The sequence below is a fragment of the Planococcus sp. ANT_H30 genome, assembly GCF_008369335.1.
In the GTDB taxonomy this organism is placed as follows: Bacteria; Bacillota; Bacilli; order Bacillales_A; family Planococcaceae; genus Planococcus; species Planococcus kocurii.
In genome coordinates this window covers 42,271-54,322 of record NZ_VOBJ01000011.1, presented here as the reverse complement: position 1 = coordinate 54,322, position 12,052 = coordinate 42,271, and the positions used below count along the sequence as shown (strand labels likewise).

Below are 12,052 nucleotides of genomic sequence, written 5' to 3'. Positions count from 1 at the left end.
AATGGAGTGAATTTTTTTGAAACCAGTAAACAAAAACGATCGACTAACAGTCCATGTAGAAGATTTGACACATGACGGTGCAGGCGTAGCAAAAGTTGATGGCTATCCGCTGTTTATCCCAGGCGCTTTGCCAGGAGAAGATGTCTCGGTCCATGTGTTAAAAACCTTGAAATCTTATGGCTTTGCAAAGCTAATCGAAATACAGCAAGCTTCACCTTTTCGTGTTACAGCTCCGTGTCCAGTGTTTGATACATGTGGAGGCTGTCAAATTCAGCACTTGTCCTACGAAGGACAGATGACTTTTAAACGAAAATTAGTGCGCGACGCGATTACACGTATCGGTAAATTACCAGATGTGCCGGTACATCCAGTTAAAGGTATGGAAGATCCGTGGCGCTACCGCAATAAATCTCAAATTCCTTTTGGTACACAAGACGGCAAAGTGGTCGCTGGATTTTATCAGCCGCGTTCTCATGACATTGCAGATACGGATACATGTTTGATTCAAACACCTGAAGCAGATGCGATTATGGTCGCTTTGAAAAACAACTTAGTGGAAATAGGCATTGAACCTTACGAAGAAGCTACACACCGCGGTATGCTTCGCCACGTAGTGGTTCGGAAAGCTCGAGCGACTGGAGAAATTATGGTCGTTTTAGTCACTAAGAAAAAGAAGTTTGCTCATTCAGCACGAGCAATTGAATTGATTCAAGCAACTGTTCCGGAAGTGACATCGATTGTCCAAAACATCAACCATGAAAAAACCAATGTTATTTTTGGTGATGAAACCGTAACGCTTTGGGGCAAAGATGTGATTGAAGATCGGATCGGTAACGTTCGTTTTGAAATTTCAGCACGCTCTTTTTATCAAATCAACCCGATACAAACAGAAATTCTTTACGGTCAAGCGCTTGAATACGCTCAATTAACGGGACAGGAGACCGTCATTGATGCGTATTGTGGCATTGGGACCATTTCTCTGTTCCTTGCAAAGCAAGCTAAATTTGTCATGGGTGTTGAAATTGTGCCGCAAGCAATTGAAGACGCTAAACGCAACGCGGAACTAAATGGTTTAACAAATACATTATTTGAAGCAGGACCTGCTGAACAAGTGATTCCGCGCTGGTACAAAGAAGGCAAGCAGGCGGATGTTTTAGTGGTCGATCCACCACGTAAAGGCTGTGATGAGCAGTTGCTACGGACTATTCTCAAGCAGCGTCCATCGCGTGTTGTTTATGTATCGTGTAACCCGGCTACACTTGCGCGTGACTTGCGCATATTAGAAGATGGTGGCTACCGCACAAAAGAAGTACAGCCTGTTGATATGTTCCCACAGTCAACGCATTGTGAAGCAGTGGCTTGGCTAGAGCTAGAAAAATAAAAAAAGAGTTTAATTGGCGAAACGCGCTGATTAAACTCTTTTTTTATTTTTGACACAACTTTACTGAGTTACAGGTTTTAAAGAGATAAATCATAGGGTAAAGATAAAAGAATACTTCCAGAAGGAGATAACGATGAAAATGAAACAAGTGCCCGAGTCAAAATTCACAGATAAACGTGAAACCATCATTCAAGGGTTAGTCGAACAAAATGTATTTAAGATCAATGGCAGACAATTATATGAAACTTCACTTTATGAATTAATGAAAACTTATACAGACAATGAAAAAGCCGGTTGATTCTGGCTTTTTTTAATGGTTGATACAAAGTAGGAGCCATGTTCATGTGTGATGAAAAATTAGCAACCTATCGCAAGAATCGATTAGTTGAACTGACGATTGCCGAAATGTAGCAAGAACTGACAGCTGATAACTTAACTTCAGAAAAAATCAGTTTTAATGTACAAAGAAACGATTTCACATTTGCATGGCATCCCCATTTTGCTGGAAGACAATATAGCTACTAGTGATGAAATGCACACAAAAGCAAATGTCGAAAAAAGCGAAGCCAAAACTGGCTTCGCTTTTTTTATGCCAACTCGTCTAAATGCTTCCATACTTGTTCTATGAGTATCGACAGTTCAGCTTCGATCCGTTTGTCATTAGCTAAAGTCGTTAGGACACTTTCAATTAACGCTTTTCTCGGCGCTTCTGTGGCGAGCTCTGTTGCTAGAAACTGCACTAATTGCCGTGTGTTGGCATGATCTTTTAAGTTTTGAGCATAAGCTTCTAATAGCATAGCAAGTTCTTCAATGCTAACGTGATCTGCTAAAGTGGCGATTGGTAATTTGAGCTTGCCAATAAAACTGTCTTTCGCTGCTATTTGAAGAGTTATCGTTGCTTGTAAGCGGCGGACGACAAAAGAAGAGAGTTTTTCTGCCGGTAATTCCTCCACAGAAACGAGACGCCATAAATGGATCAGTTGCTGAACATAACCGTGGACAAAAGCCGCATTTTCTAATGCGTAAGGAGCTGCTTCTTTGCCAAAAACATCTACGATTCGTGAAGAAATCCATTCCATTTCTAACGTATATTGTTTAATGGAAAATGCTTTTAGTTCCGGATCTTGTGAATAAAAGATGCTTTCGTAGAGAGAAAATAGATTTTTTTCAAGGTTCAGCTTGATGCGAATATACAGTTGTTCTGCCAGAACCTCTGGATCGTTGGTTAGCATTCCAAGTGCTGCGGCTAATCGTTGCTGGCGAATTTCACTGCCAATAGATTCCATGATTGCCATAAGGCACTCAGATTTGGAACCGAAATAGTTGTAGAAAGTTCCTTTAGACACGCCAGCTTCATCCAGTATGTCTTGGATAGAAGAGGGGTTATAGCCTTTATTGATGAACAGCTTGTAGGCTGCGCTTAAAATTTGTTGTTTTTTCGGATTCATATACCTCACCTTTATACCGTTAGTCTATCTTTATAATAAGTTAAAAACGCTTTCAAATCAATGATTAAAGATGAATAAAACATTTGACTTGAAAAAAATATACAACCGGTATAGAATAATCAAATGAAGAAATAGAAAAAGCGTAAGATGTATGGAGGAAATGAAAATATGACAGAACAGAAAAAACCACCTTATGGCATTATTGCCATTCTCTTCACCGGCGCGTTCGTAGCGATTTTTAATCAGACTTTGTTGAACATTGCATTGCCTGAAATTATGATCGATTTAAATATAGCCGCTTCTACAGCACAATGGTTAGTTACAGGCTATATGCTAGTTAACGGGATTTTGATTCCTGCTAGTGCTTTTTTCATTCAGCGCTATTCCAATCGTTCGATTTTCATTATGGCGATGTCATTATTTGCACTCGGCACGTTATTGGCGGCAATTTCGCCAACATTTAGCATTCTGCTAATCGGCAGAATGGTCCAAGCTTCTGGGGCAGCATTGATGATGCCATTATTAATGAACGTTATGCTTGCTGCTTTTCCTGTTGAAAAACGAGGATCTGCAATGGGGATATTCGGACTGGTTATGGTCGTTGCACCTGCAATTGGCCCAACTCTTTCTGGATTTATCGTCGAACATTACTCATGGCGTGTTCTCTTTTGGATTGTCTTACCGATCGCACTAGTTCCTCTTACTTTAGGGATATTCAAATTAAAGAACCTAACATTCCAAAATAGAGATATATCACTTGATAAAGCTTCGTTGGCTCTTTCAAGTTTAGGATTCGGCGGTGTTTTATACGGGTTCAGTTCAGCCGGAACGCTCGGCTGGACCAATGCCACTGTCATAGTGACAATCGCAATAGGTGTGATATCTTTAATTGTTTTCGGGTTCCGCCAATTAAAATTAGATGAGCCTTTACTGGAAATTCGAATTTATAAATATCCGATGTTTGCTTTATCATCTGCTATTTCAATTTCTCTTTCCATGTCTATGTTCTCAGCAATGATTTTAATGCCGATTTATATCCAAACCATCAAAGGAATTTCACCGATTAACTCGGGGTTGTTAATGTTGCCGGGTGCTTTAATTATGGGCTTTATGTCGCCGATTACTGGCCGACTTTTCGACCGTTTTGGCGCTAAAGTGTTGGCCATTCCTGGGTTGTCATTAGTTGTCTTAACGACGTATATGTTTAGCCAATTGAGCTTAGACTCTAGTTACGTCAGTATTATGGTAATTTACACATTACGGATGTTTGGTATTTCAATGGTTATGATGCCGGTTATGACCAACGGTTTGAATACCTTGCCGATAAAATCTTACCCCCACGGAACAGCAATCAATAATACATTGCAGCAAGTGGCAGGGGCTGTTGGATCTGCTTTCTTAATTACCATCATGAACACACGCACCGAATCGTCAGCGAAAGAATTGGCGGCAAGTGGAACTTCTCCGGAGAGTATTTTGAACTTAGCCATGCTTGACGGCATTAACTTCGCGTTTTTCGTTTCTACTTTTATCGCGCTCGTATCATTGGTACTGGCTTTCTTTATTAAAAAGCCTGTTCGACCAGTCACTGAAGCCGAAAAAGAAATTGTCTACAGACGAAAAGAAGTAACTGAATAATTGACTGAGTCAGTCCGGTATCCGGGCTGGCTTTTTGAATTTAAGAAAATAGAAATGACTGCACTTTGATCGTGATTGGATGCTACGGAGGCTTACACTTTTCCAGTTTCAAAAAGGCGATAAAACAGCAAATATGGTACACTAAAAGCATTGAAAAAAAGGTGGAATCGCAAATGACTTTTATAAAAGAACTAAGCCCGATATGGCAAGAAAAATGGGAGAAGGCTGGATTTGAAACGGCAATGCCCATTCAAGAACAGATGATTCCAGAAATGTTAGCAGGTAATGATATCGTAGCAGAATCTCCAACAGGTTCTGGTAAAACTTTGGCATATGTCTTGCCGATATTAGAACGAGTAAATCCAGAAAAACCAGCAATACAAGCAATGATCGTTGCGCCATCGCAGGAATTGTCTATGCAAATCGTTAATGTCTTACGTGAGTGGACAGAAGGAACAGACGTAACTGTTACGCAGTTGATTGGTGGTGCAAATATGCAGCGTCAATTAGAAAAGCTAAAGAAAAAGCCAACGATTGTAGTAGGAACTCCGGGACGTCTAAATGAATTAGTGAAAACAAAAAAATTGAAAATGCATGAAATCCGTATGTTGGTATTGGATGAAGGCGATCAGTTAATGGCGCGTGAGCACCGTGGGATTATGAAAGACTTGATTGAAAAAACGCAACATGATCGCCAATTGGTTCTTGTGTCTGCGACCATTACGGAAGAAATAGAAGTAGTTGCCGAACGGTTAATGCAACATCCAACGCGTCTGCAAGTAACAGCTGCAGATTTACCGATGTTTGGCAAAGTGACGCATTCATTCATAAAAGTGGATGAACGTGATAAGACGGAATTACTGCGCAGCATTTCGCATATTCCAGGCATGAAAGCATTAGCGTTTGTGAATAACTTAGATCAGTTGCTAATGAAGGAAAATAAATTGAAATTCCGTGACGCGAAAATCGTCACATTGCATTCTGAAATGAAAAAAGATGAACGTAAAAAAGCATTAGATGCTTTTCGTAAAGGGGAAGTAGCCGTTTTGATTGCAACAGAAGTAGCGGCACGTGGATTGGATATCGATTTGGTGACGCATGTGGTTCACGTCGATGTTCCACAAACCGTTGAGCAATACTTACATCGTTCAGGGAGAACCGGAAGAGCTGGGGCTGATGGTGAAGTATTGACTTTGTTGGCGTATGCTGATGAACGTCATTATAAAAAATTTACGAAAGAATTGCCTTCTAAGCCTGTTCAAAAAATTGTTCATGGTGGTAAGTTAATCGAAGGATCTAGCAAAACCATTGCCGCGAAGGGGAATAAGCGATGAATTTTCATGAAAAGCTTGAACAATACGCTGAATTAACGGTTTATGTCGGATTAAATGTTCAAAAAGGACAATTGGTCGTCATTAATACAACAATTGACACGCTTGAATTTACGCGGATTGTCGTTAGAAAAGCTTATGAAGCAGGTGCTAAACGTGTACAGGTTAACTACGAAGATCCGGTATTGACACGAACGCATTTTGAATTAGCTCCTGATGACACATTTAAAGAATATCCAGAATGGTCTGTCTTACAGCGAGATGAAGTTGTTAATACGGGTGGGGCTTTCCTGTGGATTGATGCGGAAGATCCGGATTTGCTAACTGGAATTCCAGCAAAACGTTTGGCCGATTGGCAAAAAGCTTCAGGAACAGCGTTAGAGCGCTATCGTCAAGCAGTTGGAACGGACAAAGTAGCATGGTCGATTGTTGCAATTCCGTCCTCAAAATGGGCACAAAAAGTGTTTCCCAACTTGCCGGCTGAACAACAAATGGAGTCTTTATGGCAAGCTATTTTCAAAACTGTACGAATCGGTGAAGGCAATGCAGTGGAAGCTTGGAAAAACCACATCGCCTTGTTAGAGAAACGAGCTACGCAATTAAACGATAAACGTTACGTGAAATTGCAGTATAGTGCACCTGGAACGGATTTAACTATTGAACTTCCAGACAAGCACATTTGGATGTCTGGTGCGTCAAAAACGCCTCAAGGAAATCCATTTATTGCGAATATGCCGACCGAAGAAGTTTACACCGTTCCGTTGAAGCATGGAGTAGATGGCATCGTTCAGAACACAAAGCCACTGGTCTACCAAGGCAATGTGATTGATGGATTTACACTGACTTTTGAAAAAGGGAAAATTGTTCAGGCCAAAGCAGCAACAGGACAAGAACTTCTAGACGAAATGATTAGCGCCGACGAAGGGGCAGCTTATTTGGGAGAAGTGGCATTAGTGCCATTCCATTCTCCAATTTCCGATTCGAATATTCTGTTTTACAATACCTTATTCGATGAAAATGCTTCAAATCATTTAGCGATTGGCGATTCTTATCCTACTTGCTACGAAGGTGCACGCGATTTAGAGCGCAATCAACTAGCAGCTATCGGCCTTAACACATCAATTGTCCATGAAGATTTCATGATAGGCAGTGAGCACATGAATATTGATGGCATCACGATTGATGGTTCAAAAGAGCCTATCTTCCGAAACGGAAACTGGGCATTCTAAGAGGTGATGGAGATGAAGAAGTATTGGATGGCAGCAATGGGTGGTTTTCTATTGTTTAGTGGAACGGTCTCTGCGCAAGCAGCGATACAAATCCCTGCCGCGTATGTGGCAATCGGGGATTCACTTGCAGCAGGACAAACACCCAATCAACAAATAGATACGGGTTATACCGATTTGATCCATCAAGAACTAACACGCAATCAACCCGTGGCCTTTTATTCGAAAAATTTGGCATTTCCTGGATTTACAACGGCTGATGTGTTAGACAGTATACAAACAGATGAGGCGGAAAAAGTGCTTGGGTCAGCTAATCTCATAACGATATCAGCTGGAGCAAATGATCTGTTGCGTTTAGTACAAAACGACTCGAAACAAGGTTCTTTGACTTTTCAACAACGTCAAGTAGATTTTGCGCTCAATGGAGCAAGAAAAAATATGGACTTAATCTTGTCTGAGCTTACCGAAAAATCTCCAGATGCCACTGTTTATGTGATGGGCTATTATTTTGCATACCCTCACGTCCGTGAAAGTCAAAAAAATGGCACGTCCAAACAACTGGATCGGCTTAATGAAATTCTTCGACTGTCAGCTGAAAAAGCGGGTGCTGTTTTTGTGTCAGTAGACCAACCATTTGGTGCAAACGGCGTGGATAAAATTCCAAATCCAGCCGATGTTCATCCGAACGTAATTGGTTACCAGGCGATGGCAAACGCATTTTTCGAAAACTATCAAGAAGCGTGGACTATAGAAAATTCTGAACTGCCACCAGCAAACCCGCTGTCTTTTGAGGAAATTATAGAAGCACAAGAACAGCAAGAACAGAAGAAACCAAAAGATAGCGAAGCTGAAGAAACGGCGAAGCGACCTTCTGATCAAAACAAAACAGGGTACTTGGCTTTACAGCAAGAAATCCCTTACGTTTAAAATGTGCGAAAATGCATATTCACTTTTCTCTAAATACTGAGAGGTTCACTTTTTTATGGAAGAAGAGTAGCTGTTTCATGCTAATAAAAAACGTTCCGGCATATATGCCAGAACGTTTTTTATTAGCGTTTTTTAGTAGGCTGTTTAGTAGGGGATTGACCTGCTTTGCCTTGTTTTCTTTTGTTTAATACTTTGCGAATAATGGGATATGCTATAGGGCCATATTTGATTGCAGATTTCAGTAGTCTTCCAATTGCCATTTAAATCTCTCCATTCATAATCGTAGTGATTGTTGTTTTCCCGAGTTCTCTATAATGCAAACCTTTTACGTCAGTTGCGCATGTGCCAGCAAGATGTTTTTGTATGCGTGAACACTTGAAATCGTTACATATTCCGCATTGCCATGCCAGTCGTCACCACTTGGTCCGAATTCAATGGCACCTTCACCGCCGTTTACAGCTGCATAATAACGTGTGTCGGCTGCGCCGTGCTGACCAAACAAAACAGCTTGTTGTTGTGTAGTAGCTGTAATTGCTTTTTGCAAGCTTTGAATAAATGGATTGTCTTTTGTAGTTGTCAGAGGAGGTGTAGATCCCGAAGCTTTATAATCCATAGTAACGTTCAAAGTCTCAGCCAAGTCCACCAATTGTCGAACGATCTCTTCTTTTTGCTGTCCTGGCATAAAACGGATATCGTAAGACATTTCACAAACTTCAGGAACGACATTATAGCGTTGTCCTGCTTTGATGATGGGCAGATTGACAGAAGGTTGCTCGTAATATTCGGTGGATTCTTTTCGGAACGGTAAATCGGCGACAGCCAGATGGAATTTCATCGCAGATTCAATGGCGTTAATTCCTTCCCATGGACGACTACCATGAGCAGGTTTTCCTTTAAAAACCATATCCATTCTCAAAATCCCTTTAGATTGAAGCCCGACTTTTAATCCGGTAGGTTCTCCGCAAATGACAAAATCACCGTGGAATCCTTGTTCGACGAGCCACTTGGATGTATGGCGTCCGCCAATTTCTTCATCAGTGACAATATGTAACTGCACTTCGCGAGTTACGAGGGAACTGTCGAGTTCGACAAACGCCTGCATCATGGCTGCAACTCCGGCTTTCATGTCAGCAGCGCCTCGCCCGTAAAGTCGATCTCCTTCTTCAACAGGTACAAATTGCTCTTTATGACCCGGAACTACATCAACGTGACCATTCCAGACAATCGTCTCTTCTCCTTGCCCTTTAACAGCTGTCAACATCAAGTAGCCTTTATTGTCATGAACCTTCACGGATTCTCCTTTGGTTTTTAGCCAATCGGCACAGAAAAGAAGAGCTTTGTTGGCACCCTCTTTGGTATCACTTTGAATCTTTATCAATTCTTTTAACAATTCAATCATCCTTTTGGCAAGCCTAATATCCCGGCTGCCTCCACCACCTTTCAAGTATCGTAACTATTCTCATCTTTACCCTATCACATCATCTTAAAACGATGTTGCATAAAAGAACAGCGTTGTGTACAATACAGGTGACTGTTAATATAGTTGTATACACCACAAGGGGAGCTTTTGCTGAGAGTGAACATTTGTTCTTACCCTTTGAACCTGTAAGTTAACACTTGCGCAGGGATGTGGATGGAAACCGGCTCTTACAACGACGCCAGGCTCTGTCCTGACGTCGTTTTTAATATGGTTTTATTCACGACCCTTCTGGTGATGTACACAACACCTAAGGAGGAAGTCATGAGAAATAAAAAAGTATTGTTGATGACAGAAATTGCAATTTTCGCGGCTCTTGGATTTGTGTTGGATTTCATTTCTTTCCGGATGCCACAAGGCGGCTCGGTCAGCTTGGTAATGATTCCAATTGTTTTAATTGCTTTTAGAAGAGGTGCAGGTGCCGGAATTCTAACTGGGATTTTAGTCGGGCTCCTGCAAATCGTTTCTGGATTTATCTCTGTCACCCCATTATCGTTTGGGTTTGTTGTCATGCAGGTCTTGCTGGATTATATTTTAGCGTATGGAGTTGTTGGGGTAGCGGGCGTTATGCGTGCAAAGTATATGCAACATGCGCAAGCTAAGCAAACGGGTAAAATGATAACGGCTATAGTAGTAGGAGTGCTAATCGCTTCTGTGTTGCGCTACTTGGTCCATGTTATTACAGGTATTTTGTTCTTCGGCATGTTTGCTGAAGGCAATGTGATCATCTATTCGGTCATCTATAATGCAACTTACATGATACCGGTATTCTTGCTTGCTGCTTTTGTCTGTGCTGCGCTTTTTGCGGCTGCACCGAAATTGGTAGATGCAGAAGCTTGAAATGGTAGAAGGCTGTCTTTTGACAGCCTTCTTTTCAATCTTTGGATTCAGGACTAGTTAGACCTGTAGAAGAGAATCCCTTTTAATTTTGTGGTATAATTCTTGAATAGAAAAGCTTGAAAGAAGGGTCATTGATGATAGCAACTAATGAAAAAGAGATTGAAATGTTAAAAAAAGCTGGCCAAATGGTGGCTGAAATTCGGGAAGCGATGAAAGCTGCCACAAAAGCTGGAGTCACGACAAAAGAAATCGACGAACTGGGCGGTCAATTATTTGAGGAGCTGGGTGGCGTTTCCGGTCCAAAATCAGAATATGATTTTCCTGGGTATACATGTATCAGCGTCAACGAAGAAGTGGCTCATGGTATTCCAGGTAGCCGTGTCATCCAAGATGGAGATATTGTGAATATCGATGTTTCGGGGTCATATGAAGGATTCTTCTCTGATACAGGAATTTCATTTGTCGTAGGCGAAGGACATGCTGAAAAAGAAAAAATTTGTGAAGCAGCCGCTTCGGCATTTGACCGCGCGATGACGAAAGTCAAAGCCGGTGCAAAACTCAACCAAATTGGTAAGGCTGTTGAACGTGAAGCGAAAGAGCAAGGTTTGTTCGTCATCAAAAACTTGACTGGACATGGCATTGGTAAATCACTTCACGAAGCGCCTCAACATATTTTAAATTATTACGATGCTTGGGAGACGACGATTTTAAAAGAAGGCATGGTACTTGCAGTAGAGCCCTTTATCTCTCAAAAAGCCGAGCACATTATCGAGTCAGGTGATGGCTGGACATTTATAACACCGGATCAATCATTGGTCGCGCAAATCGAGCATACTGTATTGGTAACAAAAGGTGAACCGATTTTATTGACTAAACTAAACAGCTAACATAAAAAAGAGATTCGGTGGAATAGCCGAATCTCTTTTTTATGTTAGTTGAATGTGAATGCAAAAAATCTGCAGACAAGCTCGCTCTAATCGAGTCTCTCGCAGATTTATTGAGTAGGTGCCGTTCTTTTTTTTATGAGCAAAATACCGGTTAAGATAACGCCGCTCAAGAAAAGAGATGCGGTTGTTACTAACATTTCGTCTGTACCGTGTTTAACAGCAATTCCAATGAACGCCCATATAAAGACCAAAGCGAAAGGAATATCCATATGATGAAACCGAATATGCAAAGCGATTGCAGTCGCGACTGTCAACATAATAACTGTCCACAGCTGATCGCTCAACCCCCAACCGCTCCAATTGTAAAAAGTTAAGACGAAACTGATGTTGGCTATAGTGGCTACACTAATCCATCCCATATTGATTGAAATAGGCAGCCGTTCAGTAAACGATCTTTCCGAATTTCCATATTGCAGGTAAAGAGCAATCAACGCTATCAAGTAGCCAAGCATGGCGACAATGGACCAGGCAAAAAACTCATAATGCCATAACAGGAGCCAACTTATATTGAACAGGCAGCTTAAGACGAAAAACAAAGTGATCTTGTGTGAAGGGGTCTGTCCTTTTCTTAAACGTATCCAGAAAGCAACAATCCAAACAGCCAGCAAAAGATAGATGATGGACCAAATTGAAAATACGTAACCGGCTGGTGTAAACAAGACTAACAGTCGGTTAGACACGTCACCTGTAGTTTGATCGTTTAACGGCAAGGTATTTGCCAAAGTATTCATGACAACGACAGCAATAAAAGAAATTGTCATAAGTAAAATACGAATCATGCAGAATCCCTCCTTCATTTTAGTATACCTGTCGTCGTTTCAATCAACAATTAACCTT

12 protein-coding genes and 1 riboswitch are annotated in these 12,052 nt (G+C 41.2%); of the genes, 8 read left to right on the top strand and 4 right to left on the bottom strand.

The genetic code is table 11. The annotated features are described in order from the left end of the window. Nucleotides 1-16: 16 nt before the first annotated feature. The gene (gene rlmD, locus FQ085_RS16450) at nt 17-1,381 is read left to right on the top strand and encodes a 23S rRNA (uracil(1939)-C(5))-methyltransferase RlmD (RefSeq protein WP_058386038.1); all 1,365 of its coding nucleotides are present in this window, start codon (nt 17-19) and stop codon (nt 1,379-1,381) included. A 133-nt stretch (nt 1,382-1,514) separates the two neighbouring features. Next, on the top strand, nt 1,515-1,679 hold the full coding sequence (gene fbpA / locus FQ085_RS16445) for a Fur-regulated basic protein FbpA (RefSeq protein WP_143039503.1): 165 nt from the start codon (nt 1,515-1,517) through the stop codon (nt 1,677-1,679). Between the two features lie 289 nt (nt 1,680-1,968). On the opposite strand, the gene FQ085_RS16440 is transcribed toward fbpA, so the two are convergent. Further along, on the bottom strand, nt 1,969-2,829 hold the full coding sequence (locus tag FQ085_RS16440) for a TetR/AcrR family transcriptional regulator (protein ID WP_149457179.1): 861 nt from the start codon (nt 2,827-2,829) through the stop codon (nt 1,969-1,971). 168 nt (nt 2,830-2,997) lie between these two features. Between FQ085_RS16440 and FQ085_RS16435 the strand changes: the two genes are divergently transcribed. The 4 genes from FQ085_RS16435 to FQ085_RS16420 all read left to right on the top strand — a co-directional run bounded on the left by FQ085_RS16435 (nt 2,998) and on the right by FQ085_RS16420 (nt 7,951). Continuing rightward, on the top strand, nt 2,998-4,467 hold the full coding sequence (locus tag FQ085_RS16435) for an MDR family MFS transporter (protein WP_149457178.1): 1,470 nt from the start codon (nt 2,998-3,000) through the stop codon (nt 4,465-4,467). Nucleotides 4,468-4,640: 173 nt separating this feature from the next. Continuing rightward, nucleotides 4,641-5,801 carry a DEAD/DEAH box helicase gene (locus tag FQ085_RS16430; protein ID WP_149457177.1) on the top strand — a complete coding sequence of 387 codons (1,161 nt, stop codon included), beginning with the start codon at nt 4,641-4,643 and terminating at the stop codon, nt 5,799-5,801. Then, nucleotides 5,798-7,027 carry an aminopeptidase gene (locus FQ085_RS16425; protein WP_071153266.1) on the top strand — a complete coding sequence of 410 codons (1,230 nt, stop codon included), beginning with the start codon at nt 5,798-5,800 and terminating at the stop codon, nt 7,025-7,027. The genes FQ085_RS16430 and FQ085_RS16425 overlap by 4 nt, the downstream gene beginning before the upstream one ends. Nucleotides 7,028-7,039: 12 nt before the next feature. Beyond that, nucleotides 7,040-7,951, top strand: a complete 912-nt coding sequence (locus FQ085_RS16420) for an SGNH/GDSL hydrolase family protein (RefSeq protein ID WP_149457176.1) — start codon at nt 7,040-7,042, stop codon at nt 7,949-7,951. 122 nt (nt 7,952-8,073) lie between these two features. Here FQ085_RS16420 and FQ085_RS18175 read toward each other — a convergent pair whose 3' ends face one another. Next, on the bottom strand, nt 8,074-8,211 hold the full coding sequence (locus FQ085_RS18175; protein ID WP_169793159.1) for a hypothetical protein: 138 nt from the start codon (nt 8,209-8,211) through the stop codon (nt 8,074-8,076). Between the two features lie 65 nt (nt 8,212-8,276). Next, a complete protein-coding gene (locus FQ085_RS16415) occupies nt 8,277-9,350 on the bottom strand; it encodes a M20 family metallopeptidase (RefSeq protein ID WP_149457175.1) in 1,074 nt (357 codons plus the stop codon). Between the two features lie 148 nt (nt 9,351-9,498). Then, nucleotides 9,499-9,596: riboswitch (TPP riboswitch) on the top strand. Nucleotides 9,597-9,692: 96 nt separating this feature from the next. Between FQ085_RS16415 and thiT the strand changes: the two genes are divergently transcribed. Both thiT and map read left to right on the top strand, forming a co-directional pair. Next, on the top strand, nt 9,693-10,268 hold the full coding sequence (thiT, locus tag FQ085_RS16410; RefSeq protein WP_058386031.1) for an energy-coupled thiamine transporter ThiT: 576 nt from the start codon (nt 9,693-9,695) through the stop codon (nt 10,266-10,268). A gap of 134 nt (nt 10,269-10,402) precedes the next feature. Beyond that, entirely contained in the window at nt 10,403-11,155 is a 753-nt protein-coding gene (gene map, locus FQ085_RS16405; RefSeq protein ID WP_058386030.1) for a type I methionyl aminopeptidase, read from the top strand. A gap of 107 nt (nt 11,156-11,262) precedes the next feature. Here the strand turns inward: map and FQ085_RS16400 are convergent, their stop codons facing one another. Continuing rightward, on the bottom strand, nt 11,263-11,994 hold the full coding sequence (locus tag FQ085_RS16400) for a TspO/MBR family protein (protein ID WP_078080210.1): 732 nt from the start codon (nt 11,992-11,994) through the stop codon (nt 11,263-11,265). Nucleotides 11,995-12,052 lie beyond the last annotated feature (58 nt).